The 18,379-nt window shown below is 34.7% G+C and carries 13 protein-coding genes and 1 tRNA gene; 10 read left to right on the top strand and 4 right to left on the bottom strand.

Annotation, left to right across the window (positions count from 1 at the left end; all coding sequences use genetic code 11):
* Nucleotides 1-117: 117 nt before the first annotated feature.
* The gene (locus tag E0F98_RS02035; RefSeq protein ID WP_132108696.1) at nucleotides 118-1,353 is read left to right on the top strand and encodes a metallophosphoesterase; all 1,236 of its coding nucleotides are present in this window, start codon (nucleotides 118-120) and stop codon (nucleotides 1,351-1,353) included.
* A gap of 75 nt (nucleotides 1,354-1,428) precedes the next feature.
* Nucleotides 1,429-1,725 carry a thioredoxin family protein gene (locus E0F98_RS02030; protein ID WP_132108694.1) on the top strand — a complete coding sequence of 99 codons (297 nt, stop codon included), beginning with the start codon at nucleotides 1,429-1,431 and terminating at the stop codon, nucleotides 1,723-1,725.
* A 21-nt stretch (nucleotides 1,726-1,746) separates the two neighbouring features.
* On the opposite strand, the gene E0F98_RS02025 is transcribed toward E0F98_RS02030, so the two are convergent.
* Entirely contained in the window at nucleotides 1,747-2,394 is a 648-nt protein-coding gene (locus tag E0F98_RS02025; protein ID WP_132108692.1) for a polysaccharide deacetylase family protein, read from the bottom strand.
* Between the two features lie 91 nt (nucleotides 2,395-2,485).
* Nucleotides 2,486-5,797, bottom strand: a complete 3,312-nt coding sequence (locus E0F98_RS02020) for a glycosyltransferase family 117 protein (RefSeq protein ID WP_132108690.1) — start codon at nucleotides 5,795-5,797, stop codon at nucleotides 2,486-2,488.
* Nucleotides 5,798-6,034: 237 nt separating this feature from the next.
* On the opposite strand from E0F98_RS02020, the gene E0F98_RS02015 reads away from it, so the two are divergent.
* Nucleotides 6,035-6,105: transfer RNA gene (locus tag E0F98_RS02015), tRNA-Gln, on the top strand.
* A gap of 123 nt (nucleotides 6,106-6,228) precedes the next feature.
* Here the strand turns inward: E0F98_RS02015 and E0F98_RS02010 are convergent.
* Complete coding sequence (locus tag E0F98_RS02010) at nucleotides 6,229-7,053, bottom strand: universal stress protein (RefSeq protein WP_132108688.1); 825 nt, start codon at nucleotides 7,051-7,053, stop codon at nucleotides 6,229-6,231.
* Nucleotides 7,054-7,228: 175 nt separating this feature from the next.
* On the opposite strand from E0F98_RS02010, the gene rimP reads away from it, so the two are divergent.
* The 5 genes from rimP (at nucleotide 7,229) to E0F98_RS15995 (ending at nucleotide 12,447) form a co-directional block, all read left to right on the top strand.
* Nucleotides 7,229-7,693 (top strand): ribosome assembly cofactor RimP, encoded by a 465-nt coding sequence (gene rimP, locus E0F98_RS02005; RefSeq protein WP_132109331.1) that lies wholly within the window; start codon nucleotides 7,229-7,231, stop codon nucleotides 7,691-7,693.
* Nucleotides 7,694-7,706: 13 nt separating this feature from the next.
* Nucleotides 7,707-8,960, top strand: a complete 1,254-nt coding sequence (gene nusA, locus E0F98_RS02000; protein WP_132108686.1) for a transcription termination factor NusA — start codon at nucleotides 7,707-7,709, stop codon at nucleotides 8,958-8,960.
* A 112-nt stretch (nucleotides 8,961-9,072) separates the two neighbouring features.
* Entirely contained in the window at nucleotides 9,073-11,973 is a 2,901-nt protein-coding gene (infB, locus tag E0F98_RS01995; RefSeq protein ID WP_132108684.1) for a translation initiation factor IF-2, read from the top strand.
* Nucleotides 11,974-11,979: 6 nt separating this feature from the next.
* Complete coding sequence (locus E0F98_RS16150; protein WP_207917083.1) at nucleotides 11,980-12,192, top strand: RHS repeat-associated core domain-containing protein; 213 nt, start codon at nucleotides 11,980-11,982, stop codon at nucleotides 12,190-12,192.
* Between the two features lie 84 nt (nucleotides 12,193-12,276).
* Nucleotides 12,277-12,447, top strand: a complete 171-nt coding sequence (locus E0F98_RS15995; protein WP_165929267.1) for a hypothetical protein — start codon at nucleotides 12,277-12,279, stop codon at nucleotides 12,445-12,447.
* Between the two features lie 886 nt (nucleotides 12,448-13,333).
* On the opposite strand, the gene E0F98_RS01985 is transcribed toward E0F98_RS15995, so the two are convergent.
* Nucleotides 13,334-13,723, bottom strand: a complete 390-nt coding sequence (locus tag E0F98_RS01985; RefSeq protein ID WP_132108682.1) for an SPOR domain-containing protein — start codon at nucleotides 13,721-13,723, stop codon at nucleotides 13,334-13,336.
* Nucleotides 13,724-13,942: 219 nt separating this feature from the next.
* Between E0F98_RS01985 and E0F98_RS01980 the strand changes: the two genes are divergently transcribed.
* Both E0F98_RS01980 and E0F98_RS01975 read left to right on the top strand, forming a co-directional pair.
* Nucleotides 13,943-15,262 (top strand): cytochrome c3 family protein, encoded by a 1,320-nt coding sequence (locus E0F98_RS01980; RefSeq protein ID WP_132108680.1) that lies wholly within the window; start codon nucleotides 13,943-13,945, stop codon nucleotides 15,260-15,262.
* A 32-nt stretch (nucleotides 15,263-15,294) separates the two neighbouring features.
* Nucleotides 15,295-18,345, top strand: a complete 3,051-nt coding sequence (locus tag E0F98_RS01975) for a TAT-variant-translocated molybdopterin oxidoreductase (protein ID WP_132108678.1) — start codon at nucleotides 15,295-15,297, stop codon at nucleotides 18,343-18,345.
* Nucleotides 18,346-18,379: the final 34 nt, after the last annotated feature.

The raw sequence follows: 18,379 nt of genomic DNA, 5'->3' as shown, positions 1-18,379 counted from the left end.
CATTTGATTTATTGGTAGAAGTAGTTTGATTTTTTTAAGGTTGTTTTAGTTAAATTTTGATTAATTACTATACATAGTGTTTCGTTAATTTGTTATTTTGTGACAAAAAAAATTATAATGATTTTTCGTATACTGTTTTTATGTCTTTTCCTTCTAATAATAGAACTTTATGTATTTCAGGCATTAAGAACGTTAATTAAGGAAAAATGGATTTTAATTTCTTATCAGTCTGTTAGTATAATAGTTCTACTATATATTGTTTATTCTTTTACGCAATTTGACCGTTCTGTGGGGCAAACTAGTCAGACGCTCTTTACGATGGGTTTAGTACTGGTCATTTATGTGCCTAAATTAATATTGACTCTAGTATTACTCGGAGAAGATTTATTTAGATTAGGTGCTGGGGTGGTAACTTATTTTATAGATAGCGATCAAAACACGAGTTTTTTGGCATCTCGTAGAAAGTTTGTAAGTCAGCTGGGTTTAGGTTTAGCGGCTATTCCGTTTATGTCTTTGATTTACGGAATAACCGTTGGTAGATACAACTACAAAGTTATAAAACAGCGCATCTTTTTTTCAGATTTGCCAGATGCTTTTGATGGTTTTACCATTACGCAAATATCGGATGTTCATAGCGGTAGTTTTGATAATCCAGAGAAGATTAATTATGCAATTGATTTGATCAACGAACAAAATTCTGACATGATTTTGTTTACTGGTGATATTGTTAATACAGATGCTAAAGAGATGCATCCTTGGATAGAGACCTTTAATAGGATTAAGAAGCACGAGTATGGGAAGTATGCTGTTCTAGGAAATCATGATTATGGAGAATATGTGACATGGCCAACTGCAGCTGCTAAAGAAAATAATTTTCAAGCGATAAAGAATTTGTATGGAGATATTGACTTCAAACTATTGTTAAATGAGCATACTTATATAGAAAACGGTGCGGATAAAATTGCTTTAATAGGAGTAGAAAATTGGGGGCATAATTTTAAGAAGGCTGGGGATATTAACAAAGCTTCGGAAGGAGTGCAGCAGGAGGATTTTAAAATCTTGATGAGTCATGATCCTAGTCATTGGGATTATGAAATTAAAAATCACGAAAAGAACATTCACTTAACATTCTCAGGACATACCCACGGAATGCAATTTGGTATTGAAATCCCTGGTTATTTTAAGTGGAGTTTGGCTCAATATGTTTATGCGCAATGGGCCGGTTTATACGAAAACCTAGGGCGATATGTTTATGTAAATAGAGGTTTTGGGTTTCACGCATACCCTGGCAGGGTTGGAATCATGCCAGAAATTACTGTTATTGAGTTAAAAAAAGGCAAGAATGTAGTGTAATTAGTTAAAAATGCTACATTTGTAGATTAACATCTGTTTTTTTAAGTAGATTTAAAAATTAAATTCATTGGTTTTATGTCAAAATTTGGAGAACTTATAAGTGCACAAGTACCTGTGTTAATCGATTTCTACACAGATTGGAATGAGTCATCTGTTTCTATGCATCCTGTAATTAGAGATGTGGCGGCAGCGCTTGGTGACAAGGCAAAGGTCATTAAGATTGATGTTGATAAAAATCAGGAATTGGCTGCTGCTTTAAGAATTAAAGGACTTCCTACCTTGATGATCTATAAAGACGGACAAATGATTTGGAGGCAATCAGGTGAGCTAGATGCTAATACTCTTATTGGTATAGTTCAAGAGCAGTTGTAATTTTTTATATAACGTCTGTTGTTAAATAGCTTCACATTTGAAGTCGTTTTTATTCAAATAATCCAATACTTTTGGCAGTGTGTATTCTAGATTCTTGAATGCCTTTACACTGTCATGAAATACAATGATACTTCCCGGTTTTATATTTGAAATCACATTTTTCAAACACTTTTCTTTTGTAATTGTTTGGTCAAAATCAGCGCTTAGAATATCCCACATAATAATTTCGTAGCCTTCTTTCTTTAATTTTCTAGCTTGCGTGGATTTAATTTTTCCATAGGGAGGTCGGAAGGTTTTACAAACGGAACTTTTAGATGTAGTTGTGTTGTTTCTAATTGCATTTTCGCACAGTGATATATTAGAAAGATAGTCATCTGTGGTGGTTTTCCAGCCGTTCAAATGATTGAAAGTGTGATTTCCGATGGTATGCTTTTTTTGTAGTATTTTTTCGAAAATGAAGGGGTATTCTTGAATGTTTTTTCCAATACAAAAAAAAGTAGCTTTTGCATTGTGAATGTCTAGTTGTTCCAATACCCATTCTGTGATTTCGGGAGTAGGGCCGTCATCAAATGTCAGGTAAACTTTTTTTGCAGTAGTAGGATAGTCCCATATATATTGGGAGAATAGCTTCTTTATAAAGGAGTGCGTTTTTATCCAATAAAAGCTCATCTTGGTATCTGTTTATCTCAAATTTAAAGAAAAATGCAGCAAAAAATCTAATTTTTGCTGCATTTTTTTGAGGATATTTCTAATATTTAATTTATTCTTTTTCTCTTCCGAAACCTTCAAACATTTCGATATAAGTATTAAATACAGTTTTGTTTTTGTTGTAGAAATTAATATCTCCATTTTCTTTCATTACCTGTAGTAAGCTTCTGTAGCGCTCCAGGTCTGTGATGATATCTATGGCTAAACTTGATTGCTCCGAAGACTTAATCTTACTATAGTAATTTAGATTGTCTTTGTACTTAGCCATCAATTTCTCTAGAAGCCGTTGTGCTTTGGCTTTTTCGCCCACTTGGTAATATCCTTTTGTGAAAGGTTCTACTAAGGAGTAATATTCAAATTTATCTAACGGCATTTTGGTTAAAGCTAGATCGATAATCTTTTTAGCTTTGTCAAACTTTTTCTCAAGAATCAATTGATCCATCAATCGGGCTAGATTTGTTCTATAGGTGATGCTTTCTCTTCTGGTTTCCGGATCGTGGTAGATTTTGTCGCTATCACTATTTCCCCATTCCCATTTCATGACATTGGTATACATTTTTTCTGAATCAATTTGTCCCATATCTAACGGGCTACCATCTTTTTGGATCGCCGTTCGCACAGGAACTAATTTATAAACCATTCCGTCAAGTTGAAGGAAGTCCTTCATCCATAGGTAATCTTCATCGTCAAAAGCGCCGGGGCTAAAGAAAATAGGTCTTTTCCAGTCGTTGTTTGCAACAATATCTAACATCATTAGACGGTTTTTATACAAGGCGTTTCCTTTAATATCGATGTCGATGTAAGGAACAATAGAATCATAGTACTGAGGTGCTACAACTTTGTTTTTTATGATTGCCGCCTTATCAACAGGAACTCTAATCTTATTTGTTGGATAGAAGTGAATCGTCTGCCCGTTCTGCATTTGAACTGTAGATTTTGGATTTTTAATGAAGTCCATGAAATCTTTAATATCCCATCTGCTTTCGGTTTTTGGAATATGAACCACATAATCCAGTTTGTCACCCACGTATTGATCATGAGTAAAAGAAATTGGTAACGGATCAGATTCGTATGTCTTCGTTTTCATCTGGTCGATGTACCAATCTGTCATAAAAAGACTAGTGTTCACGATTTTAACATCGGTCCTTACGTGTTCTATTTCTTGAGCATACCATAATGGGAAGGTGTCGTTATCACCTATTGTGAACAAAATTCCATCAGGGTCACAAGAGTCAAGGTAGGCTTTTGCCATTGCTGTTGCTGTGTACTTTCCAGAACGGTCATGATCATCCCAGTTTTGGGACGCCATAAGTACTGGAGCGGCTAATAAACTTGCTGCAATAAGTATGGGGCCTGCTATTTTTGGAGCTAGATGTTTTTTAAGGCTGTCGTAAAGCGCATATACTCCAAAACCGATCCAAATCGCAAAGACATAAAAAGATCCTACTAAAGCATAATCTCTTTCTCGAGGTTCAAAAGGTCGTTCATTTAGATATATTTTTAAGGCAAAACCGGTGAATAGGAATAGCGTCAATAACACATAAAAACTTTTACGATCTTTAGTTGCGTGAAACATTAGACCGATAAGGCCTAAAATAAAAGGTAGGAAATAGTAAGTGTTACGGCCTTTGTTGTTAAGTGCGTCTTCTGGCAGGTTGTCTTGAGAGCCCACATGCAATTCGTCTAAGATTTTTATTCCACTAATCCAGTTTCCGTTTTGATTGTCGTAGCGTCCTTGTATGTCGTTCTGACGACCTACAAAGTTCCACATCAAATACCTCCAGTACATATAGCCAAACTGGTATTCGAACATATAGCTTAAATTGTCTATAGCTGTAGGTTTGTCTATAATAAGATATTCGCCGTAACTTTTTAGGAATTTTACATAGCCATCATTATCAATCTGTTTTTGAGCGTATGCATTTCTAAATTCTGATACTGTTTTTTGAATCTCATTTTTTAACTGAGCAATAGCTTTGTGATAATCTTCTTCGGACAGAGTGTTTACATCGATTCCGTATTTTGCTAAGTCATCCTCGTAAGGATAATTTGGATTTAGCTCAAAATGAGGTGCATTGGTAAAGTTCATATAATTAGCGATATGATCCGTGCTCCACATTCTCGGTAAAATAGTTTTATGATTATCATCACTATTTTGTAAGGCATTTTTGAAATTATTTACAATTTCGTATTTCCCAGTTATGTAGTTTCTTTCATAGTTGGGAGCTTTGTCAAGGTAAGGTTTGTCTTTGTCTAAACCAGCAAAAACTTCAGTGTATTGAGCGCCATAAAACAAAGCATTAGAGCCATATTGCTCTCTATTGTAGTAGGCTAGAACCTCGCGTGCATCTGAAGGCTTGTTTTCATTTATGATCACATTAGCATTGGCGCGAATAGGAAGCATTGTCCAGGTTGAAAACCCAATTAAAACAAATAAAATACATAAAATTAAGGTGTTGTAGGTTATAAGTCCTTTATTGTTAGTGTATTTTAAACCAAAGTAAAAAGCAGCTGCTAGTAATATTGCAACTAGGATGGTTCCCGAGTTAAAAGGCATTCCAAGGCTATTAACTGTAAAAACCTCTGTTCCTGCAAAGAAAGTCATGGTTAATGGCAGTAATAATTTGAAAATAAACAATAAAATGGAAATTACTACAACATTTGCAATGATGAAGTTCTTTACCGTAACCGTTTTGTAATGTTTGAAAAAGTATAATAATCCAATTGAAGGAATCGTTAAAAGAGCCATAAAGTGAACTCCAAATGACAATCCGATAACTAAGGAAATTAGCAATAACCATCGATTTCCTCGAGGTGTATCCATGTCTTGTTCCCAGCGTAATCCTAACCAGAAAAGTAAGGCAATAAATAAAGAGGCCATTGCATATACTTCGGCTTCTACAGCATTGTACCAAAAACTATCAGAATAAGTATAAGCTAAGGCGCCAACAAAAGAACTTCCTAGAATTACAATAGCATTGCTTTTGTTTATTTGATTAGCGTCGTCCTCTTTTAAATTTGGTTCTGCAATTCTTGAAATTAATTTTTTCAAAATCATCGAAGAGGACCAAAACATCAATAAAATAGTAAAGGAGCTTGAAACGACAGAGGTCATATTTACCATTAAGGCGATATTTTCGTCATTGGAAGCAAACATGGCAAAAAAGGCACCAATCATTTGAAACAATGGCGCTCCTGGCGGGTGGCCTACTTGAAGTTTTGCAGCAGTAGCGATATATTCTCCACAATCCCAAAAACTCATTGTGGGTTCAACTGTAAGTGTATAAGTTATTAATGCGATTAGAAATGTAAACCAACCTATAATCGTATTCCATTTATTGAAATTAAATGCCGCCTTATTCATGTATTGAATTTTAGTTATACTTTAATCTACAAAGAAAATGTTTTTTTAGTTAAGGGAAGAAAGAATATCGAAAATTTCTGTCAAAGTATTCATTTTGGTAATCTATTGATTATAAGTATTTTTCAACGCCTGCTTGAAAAGATTTAATTTAAATCGAAAAATTTTTGAAAAAAAGTTCTAAAAAAGTTTGCGCAAACTGAATTTAATTATAAATTTGCACTCGCTAAGCAACACTGATGGTCTATGGTGTAATGGTAACACAACTGTTTTTGGTGCAGTCGTTCAAGGTTCGAGTCCTTGTAGACCAACAAAAGCCTCTCAATTTGAGAGGCTTTTTTTTTTTTGGAATATATTTAAAAAAAAATGAAATCGTAAAATCCGATTTTTAGACAAGCGTAATTTGAAAATTTCAGAATTGTATAATTATAATTTTATATTTTGAAAGTGATTACCGGTCTTACTGCGTGATTCACTAAATCCTCACTAATACTTCCAGTGAAGAAATGGGCTAAACCGGTTCTTCCGTGGGTGCATAGTCCTATTAAATTAGCATTGACTGAATTAGAGAAATTAATAATTCCTTGTTCGATATTAACATCGTTATAAATATGTGTGGAATAATTGGTGATATTGTATTCAGTTATGAAATCATTCATTATTTTTTCAGAAAGAGCGGTTGGTTTAAAGCTATTGGGAGAGCAAATCATTACTAAGTTTAATTTTGCGTCAAATATTTTGCTGAACTCAATCATTTTTTTAAATGGTTTTTTTATTTCTTTCGAAAAATCAGATGCGAAAACAAAATTTGTACCTTTTAACTCCTTGGTGCCTTTTTTAATTACTAAAACGGGAGCGTCTGATAATCGAACTACTTTTTCGGTATTAGATCCGATTAACACTTCTTCTATTCCAGAGATACCGTGTGATCCCATAACGATTAAATCAATTTCGTTTTCATTACTGCAAGATAAGATACCGTCAAACGCTCTTTCAAACCGCAGTTTTTCAGTTACTTGAATGTCTTTTAGATAGTCTTTTTCTTTTAATTTTCGGAGTGCTTCTTTTGCTTTTTTCATGAATAACATGACTTCAGGAATGCTTGCGGCTCCAGTTATGGCATCGTTCAATTGGGTAGGGATTTCTAATAAATGGAGCAGGAATATTTCGGAATTGTTTTTTATTGCAATTTGTGCGGCGACCTTCAATGCGTTTTCGGCATGCTCTGAAAAATCCGTTGGAACTAAAATTCGTTTCATAATTAGATAGATTAAATTATGGGAAAATTCGTTATTTTCTGCCATGCATAAAGATAAGAATTATTTTTACGGCACGCAATCAATTTAAATTATAAAAAAAACACTATATTTGCACCGTTATTTATTAAAATCTAGATAATGAGGGGACTAAATGTCCCCTCTTTTTATAAAAAATATGACATTTAAAGAAAAAGTAAATTTATTGTTGACTGAAGCTCTTGCAGAAAAGCCGTCGCTTTTCTTGATAGACCTTACCATTACTGATGCTTTTAAAGTTATTATAACTTTAGACGATGATAATGGTGTGGTATTGCAGGACTGTATTGATATCAGTCGTTCAATAGACGCAAGTTTAGATAGGGAAGAGCAAGATTATTCAATGGAAGTGGCCTCAGCAGGGGTTTCTTCGCCGTTGAAGAAAATCAGACAATACAAGAAAAATATAGGTAGAACCTTGATTGTGAAAACTAATACAGAAAATATTGAAGCGGAGTTAGTGGAAGCTAATGATGATTTTGTAATTTTGTCGTGGAAAGCAAGAGAGCCTAAAAAGATAGGTAAGGGGAAAGAGACTGTTGAAAAGACGCTACAGATTCCTTACGCAGATATAAAAGAAGCAATTGTTACAGTAACATTTTAATTAAAGAATTCGCATGGAAAACTTAGCATTAATCGATTCATTCTCAGAGTTTAAAGATGATAAACTTATTGATCGTGTAACGCTTATGGCCATTTTAGAAGATGTATTTAGAAATGCATTGAAGAAAAAATATGGTTCAGACGATAATTTCGATATTATTATAAATCCTGATAAAGGAGATATGGAAATTTGGAGACGAAGAGTTATTGTTGCAGATGAAGATTTAGATTTTGAAAACGAAGAAATTACGTTAACAGAAGCTAGAAGAATCGAAGCTGACTTTGAAATTGGTGAAGAGGTTTCTGAAGAAGTGAAATTGATAGATTTAGGAAGAAGAGCAATTTTGGCTTTACGTCAGAATCTAATTTCGAAAATCCACGAACATGACAATACAAATCTTTACAAGCAATTTAAAGATTTAACGGGAGAGATTTATACTGCCGAAGTGCATCATGTAAGACCTAGAGTTGTTATTTTAGTAGATGACGAAGGGAACGAAATTGTTTTGCCAAAAGAGAAACAAATTCCATCTGATTTTTTCCGTAAAGGAGATAATGTGCGTGGAATCATTGAAAGCGTTGAATTAAAAGGGAATAAGCCTCAAATTATTATGTCTAGAACTTCAGAGAAGTTTTTAGAGAAATTGTTTGAACAAGAAATTCCTGAAGTTTTTGACGGCTTAATTATGGTTAAAAATGTGGTAAGGATTCCAGGCGAAAAAGCAAAAGTAGCTGTAGAAACTTACGACGATAGAATTGATCCAGTTGGTGCCTGTGTAGGTATGAAAGGATCCCGTATTCATGGAATTGTTCGTGAATTAGGAAATGAAAATATAGATGTTATTAATTATACAAGTAACATTCAATTATATATTACAAGAGCTTTAAGCCCTGCAAAAGTATCATCTATTAAGATAAATGAAGAGACTAAAAGAGCAGAGGTTTTCTTGAAACTAGAAGAAGTTTCAAAAGCGATTGGTAGAGGTGGACACAACATTAGATTAGCGGGTCTTTTGACTGGTTATGAGTTAGATGTTATACGTGAAGGCGATGTTGCTGGTGCAACTGCTGATGAAGATGATGTTGAATTAACAGAATTTTCAGATGAAATCGAAAGCTGGGTTATTGAAGAATTTGCAAAAATTGGTTTGGATACAGCAAAAAGTATCTTAAAGCAAGAAGTGGAGGATTTAGTAAGACGAACAGATCTAGAAGAGGAAACAATTCTAGATGTAATGAGAATATTGAAAGAAGAATTTGACAGTTAGTCAATAGATCTTCAACGATAAACATGCCGCTTTACAATTAATTTTTACTCGATAGATAGCGAGTTGAAAGTAAAGCGAGGAATAACAAAAAAGGTAATAATAAAAAGGTTTTATGTCTGAAGAGAGAATTATTAGAATAAACAAAGTTTTAAGGGAATTGAATATTTCTTTGGAAAGAGCTGTGGATTATCTAAAAGATAAAGGAATTGCTATTGAAGCAAATCCAAACACAAAAATTTCTGATGATGTATACAATGTCTTGTGCGGTCAATTTGCGGGTGACAGAGGTAAAAAAGAGGCTTCAAAAGAAGTAGGAGAAGAGAAAAGGAAAGAGAAAGAGGCTTTACGTGTTGAGAGAGAGAAAGAAATCGAAGAGAAACGCAAACACGACGAAGCAATTCTTAAACAACAACAAGAAGTTGTAAAAGCGAGAGCTGTTATAGCGGGACCTGTTCAAGTAGGGAAAATCGATCTAAATCCTAAAAAAGCTGCTGCAGCTGTTCCAGCGCCAGTTACGCCAACTCCTCCGGCTCCTCCTGTTGTTGCCGAAAAATCGGAAGCACCTAAAGCTAAGACTTCGACAGAAAAACCAGTTGAAAAAGAAGTGGTTCAAGAAAAAGTTGTTGCAGACAAAAAAGAGGTAAAACCTGTTGTCGAAACTAAAGAACCAGCAAAAGAAGTGGTGAAGGAACCAGTAAAAGAAGATAAAAAAGTTGTTGTTGCTGAACAAAAAGCGGCTCCTAAAACGGACGAAGCTCCGGTTGAGGAAGCTATTACAACTCAATATCAGAAATTATCAGGGACAAAATTAACAGGACAAACTATCGATTTGTCTCAGTTTAATAAACCGAAAAAGAAGAAAGAAGAGCCAAAAATCACTCCAAATAAGCCTGGCGCTGTTGGAGCTGCTGGAGCGGCTAATAAAAATAAACGCAAAAGAATTGCTCCTAAACCGGGCACGCCTAGACCTCCTGGAGTTCCTGGTGCACCAAATCCTAATAAGATTACGCCAAATGTTGGTGGTGCTGGTTTTAATGCGAACAGAAGTTCAAGACCTGGATTTGTAAGAGGAAACAGGCCTGCGATTGTTGCAAAAGTGGAGCCTACTGAAGAGGAAGTAAAAAACCAAATTCGGGAGACTTTAGAAAAACTTCAAGGTAAAAAAGGAGGGAAATCTAAAGCGGCTAAATACAGAAGAGATAAAAGAGATACGCACCGTCAGAAATCTGATGAAGAGCAAAGAGCAATAGACGAAGGAAGTAAGACTATTAAGGTTACTGAATTTGTTACTGTTGGTGAAATTGCAATCATGATGGATGTGCCTATTACTAAAGTAATTGGTACTTGTATGTCACTTGGAATCATGGTTACCATGAATCAACGTCTTGACGCAGAAACTTTAACAATTGTAGCTGATGAGTTTGGTTATGAAGTTGAATTTATAACTGTTGATATCGAAGACGCGATTACGGTCGTTGAAGATAGAGAAGAAGATTTAGTTTTTAGAGCTCCTATTGTTACCGTAATGGGTCACGTCGATCACGGTAAAACATCTTTACTGGATTACATACGTAAAGAAAATGTTATCGCTGGTGAGTCTGGAGGAATTACACAACATATTGGTGCATACGGAGTAACTTTAGATAATGGTCAAAAAATTGCTTTCTTAGATACACCGGGTCACGAGGCGTTTACCGCGATGCGTGCACGTGGTGCTCAAGTAACAGACATTGCTATTATTGTAATTGCTGCGGATGATGATATCATGCCACAAACAAAAGAAGCAATAAGCCATGCTCAAGCAGCAGGTGTGCCAATTATATTTGCTATCAATAAGGTAGATAAGCCAAATTCAAACCCTGAAAAAATTAAAGAGAAATTAGCAGGTATGAATTTACTTGTGGAAGACTGGGGTGGTAAATTTCAATCTCATGATATCTCTGCAAAAGTAGGTACAGGTGTAAAGGAATTATTGGAAAAAGTTTTACTTGAAGCTGAAGTTTTAGATTTAAAATCTAATCCTAATAAAGAAGCGCAAGGAACAGTAGTTGAAGCCTTCCTTGATAAAGGGAAAGGATATGTTTCTACGATATTAGTACAACATGGTACTCTTAAAGTAGGAGATTATATGTTAGCTGGTAAGCATCATGGTAAAATTAAAGCCATGCATGATGAGAGAGGTAATATTGTTACTTCAGCAGGTCCTTCTACTCCAGTATCAGTTTTAGGTCTTGATGGTGCAGCGACAGCTGGTGATAAGTTTAATATTTTCGAAGAAGAAAAAGAAGCAAAACAAATTGCATCTAAACGTTCTCAGTTGATGCGTGAGCAATCAGTTCGTACACAACGTCATATTACATTAGATGAGATTGGACGTAGAATTGCATTAGGTCAGTTTAAAGAATTGAACGTGATCCTTAAGGGTGATGTTGATGGTTCTGTTGAAGCGCTATCTGATTCGTTCTCTAAATTATCTACTGAAGAAATTCAAATTAACATTATACATAAAGGTGTTGGAGCGATTACTGAAACTGACGTTATGTTGGCTTCTGCTTCTGACGCGATCATTATCGGATTTAACGTTCGTCCTGCAGGAAATGCAAGACAGCTTGCTGATAAAGAAGAAATCGATATCCGTTACTATTCTATTATCTATGCAGCAATCGATGACTTGAAAGATGCAATGGAAGGAATGCTTGCTCCTGAGATGAAAGAGGAAGTACTAGGTACTGCCGAAATTAGAGAGATATTCAAAATTTCTAAAGTAGGATCTATTGCAGGTTGTATGGTTATGGATGGTAAAATAGCTAGAAATGCTAAGATCAGAATTATTCGTGACGGTGTTGTAGTTCACGCTGGTGAGCTTAGTGCTTTGAAACGATTTAAGGATGATGTTAAAGAAGTGGCTAAGGGTTATGATTGTGGTATTCAAATTAAAGGATTCAATGACATTGAAGAAAGAGATGTTATTGAAGCGTACCACGAAGTTGCAATCAAAAAGAAATTGAAATAAAATTTAATTTTCTACATATTAAAAAAATCCCGATTCGTCGGGATTTTTTTTTGTTATATATTTAAAAATATTAAGTATAATGGAAAAGTGATCCAAGAACAGTTGGGACTGAACTGGTATAGCTTTAAGTATAGAAATTATGATTTTGCAATTGGACAATTTATTTCTATTGACCCATTTACAGAAAAATATGCTTATCAATCAGCTTATAATTTTTGAGGAAACAGGGTCGTAGATACAAGAGAATTGGAAGACTTAGAGCTGAGTTCTTATTTAATAAATCGACCGATGGTGTTGTAGAACATGGCTCTCGAGAGATCGCAACAGCAACGTATTCCAAATAAAGCGTATGATATTATCGATAATAATGCTGATAAAAATATAATGGTTGGTTTAGACTTGTTAAGCAAGATTTTGAACCTTATAATAATAAAGCTGACGTTAGCGATAAAGGCGGATTTAGATTTCATTTAGGGACAGAAACTTTACTAGAGAATAGAGGTAGTTAAGTATAGGATCCATTTTATTGGCTAGTAAACTTCGGCATATTAACTATTATAGGTGAAGCTATAGTTAAAGAAAAATAAAAGGATGAATAGTTTAAAATGGTTTTAAGTATCTGGATTATCTGCCTTTGCAGTGTTTAATGCGAAAACAAATGTAACATTAATGGAGTGGAAATAGTTTCATTATTAATGTCTAACGTAGAATAACAAGGAGTTAATTACTGCAAAGTAGGAGACAAAAGTTGTAACAATGACGATATATCTATCAAAAAATTATGTTTACTGCACTTCGAGAACTCGGTTGGTTATGTACATGGAGAGCTATTGGTAAGTTTACTAGTCAAAATTGGGGAACAGCAGTTTGTTAATTCATTTAAAAATATAAATAAAACGACAAGAATAAAGATTGGTCGTATCTGGATGTTGGTTTAGAATGCGGTGCATCACATTTAGTTAAAGATGATTTTCCAAAAGTGTATTGTTTTTTAAAGGAGTAGATGTTGTTTGTACATAATGCTACTGACAGAAATGTTTTATGAACATGTAGCGAATTAGATTTTTTGGTGTCTAGTTATTTTTTATAATATCTACGTATAATCAACTATTTGTAGTATCGTCATAGCGACAATTAGATACAACGAAAAAGCCACTTCAAAACGGAGTGGCTTTTGGATTTTATTACCATACCCAGATGGCTCCAATTTGTTGAAAACGATAGCGCAGATTTGCAATCTGTACCCACAAACAAAGGAATTGCAAACGAATTAAAACAAGAAACCATTCGTCGCGGCGAATGGTTTCTTGTAATTCAGTGCAGTTGAATACTTATTAAAGAAGATAGTCGACTTCAATATTTATTTTTGAGGTTTTATCAGATAAGCATTTTCGTACTTTCTACGAATTTCTATTAAATTGCGTTCCGCTTCAATTCGAGTTCTGAAATTACCAACCCAAACTTTGTAATTTGGAGTATTGAAAACAATAGTGCCATCTAAATCTGAAAAATTCTGTTTGCAATCATTTAAGGTCTTTTTTGCTTTGTCACTATCGCCACTAAAAACTTGAATTTTATAGCGCTCATTTACAGTTAGTGAGGGGTTTATTTTTCTTTTTTCATTTAATAATTGTTCGAATTTTGAATCTTGGGTAACCGTCAGGTTTCGATCCTGCGCTTTCGCATTAGTAGATAAAATGCTGAGTAAAATGGAGTAAAAAAAGATGTTTTTTATTATTGAAATTCTCATAACGTAGTGGTTTTTAAGCAAAAATAGTATTTAATGAATGAATGTAAAACATAATTATTATTTAGAACAGTTATAAATTATGATTAAGACTATTTTAAGGTTTTGAGAATAGTTCATAAGTCGTATTTTTGTCGAAGTTTAAAATAAAGGGACTGTTTTTTTATATAAGTGTTTATAGAGAAAACTGTGCCAATTTTTATTAGATAATCATTATATTTTATGAAAAAGGTGGGTAACCATAATTCGAACTCAAGGAAACTATTTGTAAGCTTAGCTTTAATGCTTACGTTTTCCTTAACTTCATTTGCGCAAGATGCTGCTCCAGCTGACGCAACTGAAGCTCCAGTAGCTACTTTAGGTGGTGACCCGGTAAAGGGTAAAGAACTTTTTAATTCTAATTGTGCTGCGTGTCATAAGCTTGATGCTAAATCAACAGGCCCTGCTCTTAGAGGTATTGCTGAAAAACACGATATGCCTTGGATGTATAAGTGGGTTCAGAATAGTGCTGCACTTATAAAATCTGGAGATAAAGCTGCTGTGAAAGTTTTTGAAGAGAACAATAAAGTTCCTATGACTGCTTTTCCTGCGTTATCTGAATCTAACATAGATGATATCATAGCTTATACTTCTGAAAAGAAAGTAGAGGCTCCAGCTGCCGTTGCAGGTGCTGTTGTTGCAGGCGAATCTAATCAAAGTGGGATATCTGATACTGTGATATTAGGAGCTCTTGCTCTTGTTATGGCAATGTTGGTTGTTATGTTGGTGTTGGTAAATAATGTTTTACGAAAAGTTGCTAAAGCAAATGGTATCGTAATTGAGCCTAAGGCTAAAACTACTCCAATTTGGAAAGCATTTGCTCAGAGTCAATTTTTAGTATTGGTTTCATCTATTCTTTTATTGCTGGTTAGTGCTTATTTTGTTTATGGCTTCTTAATGCAAGTGGGGGTAGATCAAAATTATGAGCCTATTCAGCCAATACATTTTTCTCATAAAATTCACGCTGGTGACAACGAAATCAACTGTAAATACTGTCACTCTGCTGCTAGAGTAAGTAAAAATGCTGGAATTCCTTCTTTGAATGTTTGTATGAACTGTCATAAGAGTATAGCTGAAGTTGCTGAAACTACTGCTACGCCAGAATACAGCAAAGCATTCTATGATGAGGAAATAAATAAGTTGTATGCGGCTGTGGGTTGGGATAAATCATCTCAATCATACACAGGAAAATCACAACCTGTAAAATGGGTTCGTATTCATAATTTACCTGATTTTGTTTATTTTAACCACTCTCAGCACGTTAGTGTTGCTGGAATTGAGTGTCAAACATGTCACGGTCCAGTTGAAACTTATGAGCTTCAAAAACAATTTGCTCCATTAACAATGGGCTGGTGTATCGACTGTCATAGAAAAACGGATGTAAAGATGGAAGGGAATGAATATTATACTAAAATTCATGAAGAACTTTCTAAAAAATACGGTGTTGAAAAATTGACTGCAGCGCAAATGGGTGGATTAGAGTGTGGTAAATGTCACTATTAATCAAATTATTAAGATTTTAATATTTATATACAATGTCATCAAACAAAAAATACTGGAAAAGTGTTGAAGAACTAGAAAACGGTTCTATTGTTGAGGCGCTTAGAAATAACGAATTTGTTGAACCAATTCCTACTGATGAATTTTTAGGAAGTAAAGAGGCAATGTCTTCTTCAACATCACGTCGTGACTTTTTAAAGTACGTTGGATTTAGTACTGCAGCGGCTACGCTTGCTGCATGTGAAGGTCCGGTTAACAAGTCGATTCCTTATGTATTGCAGCCAGAGCAAATCATTCCTGGGGTAGCAGATTATTATGCTACTTCTGTCTTTGATGGTTTTGATTTTGCAAACCTACTTGTTAAAACTCGCGAAGGGCGTCCTATTAAAATAGATAACAATACTATTTCAGGAGCGAAATTTACTGCTAATGCAAGAATTCACGCATCGATTTTGTCGTTGTATGATAATATGCGTTTGAAAGAGCCGAAAATTGGAGGTAAAGATTCAACTTGGTCTGCTGTAGATTCAAAAATCAAATCAAGTATCGTTGAGGCTAATGCTAAAGGTGGACAAGTAGTATTGTTAACTAATACATTAGCAAGTCCATCAACTGAAAAATTAATCGGTCAATTTATAGCTTCAAATCCAGGTGCGAAACATGTTATTTATGATGCGGTTTCTTCTTCTGAGGCTTTAGATGCTTTCGAAACTGTTTACGGTGAAAGAGCGTTAGTTGATTATGATTTTTCAAAAGCTTCACTTATAGTTTCTGTAGGTGCAGATTTTCTCGGTGATTGGCAAGGTGGTGGGTATGACTCAGGTTATGCGCAAGGCAGAGTTCCTAAAAACGGAAAAATGTCGCGTCATTTTCAATTAGAAGCAAATATGACTTTGTCTGGTGCTGCTGCTGATAGACGTTTACCGATGTCAACTGCAAATCAAAAACAAGCATTAGTTCACATATATAATATTGTAACTGGTTCTGCGGTTGCTGTAAGTTTAGACGCGGCTTTCAAAGCTGAAGTTACAAAGGCGGCACAACAATTAAAAGCAGCTGGTTCAAAAGGAGTTTTGGTTTCTGGTATTGAGGATAAAAATGCTCAATTATTAGTTTTGGCTATTAATCAAGTTTTAGCTAGTGAAGCTTTTACTACTACTGGTGCAAGACAAATAAGAAAAGGATCTAACGAAAAAGTTGCTCAGTTAGTTAAGGATATGAAAGCGGGAAGCGTTCATACTTTAATAATGAGTGGTGTTAATCCTGTTTATACATTAGCTGATTCGGCGTCTTTTGTTGAAGGGCTTAAAAAAGTGACTACTTCTGTTTCTTTATCGTTAAAAGAAGATGAAACGGCTTTAGTTAGTACTATTGCTGCTCCGGTTCCTCATTATCTTGAGGCTTGGGGAGATTTAAGTCTTACTAATGGTACTTATAGTTTAACTCAACCTACAATTCGTCCATTGTTTGATACAAAACAATTTCAAGATGTTTTAATGTCTTTAAATGGTTTGTCAGGGACTTATTATGATTATATCAAAGCAAATTCATCTTCGATAGTTTCAGGTTCTTCTTGGAATAAAATATTGCATGATGGAGTTTATGTTGGTGCTCCTCAGTCTATCGCTGGTGGTACTGCTGATTATAGCGGAGCTGCAAGTGTATTAGCTAGTTCAAAAGCTGTTCCAGGTTTTGAATTAGTATTGTATACTAAAACAGGAATGGGTGATGGACAGCAAGCAAATAATCCTTGGTTGCAAGAGTTTCCAGATCCTATCACAAGAGTTTCTTGGGATAATTATGTTACTGTTTCAAGTGCAGATGCTCGAGAGTTAACAATGTCTAATGAAATTGTTGCTAATGGAGGTCTTAACGGAAGTTATGCTACGATCACTACGGTTGATGGTCTAAAATTAGAAAACGTGCCTGTAATTGTTCAGCCAGGTCAAGCTGTAGGGACAATTGGATTGGCTTTAGGATATGGTCGCAAAGCGGCTTTGAAAGAAGAAATGCAAGTAGGTATTAATGCTTACTCTTTATATAAAGGTTTTAATAATGTACAATCTGTTACATTAGAAAAAGCTGGCGGAGATCACGAGTTTGCTTGTGTTCAAGGTCAAAAAACATTAATGGGTAGAGGAGATATTATCAAAGAAACATCTTTGGAAATCTTTAATACTAAAGATGCTAAGTTGTGGAACCCAGTTCCTATGGTATCCTTAGATCATAAAGAAGTAGAAGCTACTACAGTAGATTTATGGGATTCTTTTGATCGTTCGGTTGGACATCACTTTAATCTTTCTATTGATTTGAATGCTTGTACTGGATGTGGTGCTTGTGTTATTGCCTGTCATGCTGAGAACAATGTTCCTGTAGTAGGAAAATCTGAGATAAGAAGAAGTCGTGATATGCACTGGTTGCGTATTGATAGATATTATTCTTCTGAAAGTACATTTGAAGGTGACAACCAAAGAAAAAATAATATTTCTGGTTTGTCAAGTTCATTGTCTACATTCAATGAAATGGAAAAAGCAGGAGATAATCCTCAAGTTTCATTCCAGCCGGTAATGTGTCAGCATTGTAATCATGCGCCATGTGAAACTGTTTGTCCTGTAGCGGCAACATCACATAGCCGTCAAGGTCAAAACCATATGGCATATAACAGATGTGTTGGTACGCGTTATTGTGCTAACAACTGTCCTTATAAAGTACGTCGTTTTAACTGGTTCTTGTATAACAAAAACAGTGAGTTTGATTATCATATGAATGATGATCTAGGACGTATGGTTTTAAATCCTGATGTGAATGTTCGTTCTCGTGGAGTTATGGAAAAATGTTCAATGTGTATTCAAATGACACAAGCGACTATTTTAAATGCTAAAAAAGAAGGAAGAGAAATCGTTGATGGTGAATTCCAAACTGCATGTTCAAATGCTTGTTCTAACGGAGCAATGACTTTTGGAGATGTTAATGATAAAGCAAGTCAAATTACTAAATTAGTAGAAGATGACAGAATGTATCATTTATTAGAGCATGTAGGAACAAAACCAAATGTGATTTATCACGTGAAAGTTAGAAATACTTAGTACAAAAAATTATTAATTAAGAAACAAGATAAAG

Origin of the sequence: Flavobacterium hiemivividum, assembly GCF_004349145.1 — a bacterium.
In the GTDB taxonomy this organism is placed as follows: Bacteria; Bacteroidota; Bacteroidia; order Flavobacteriales; family Flavobacteriaceae; genus Flavobacterium; species Flavobacterium hiemivividum.
Note: the sequence above shows the minus strand (reverse complement) of the source record. Positions and strands in the feature narration are given on the sequence as shown.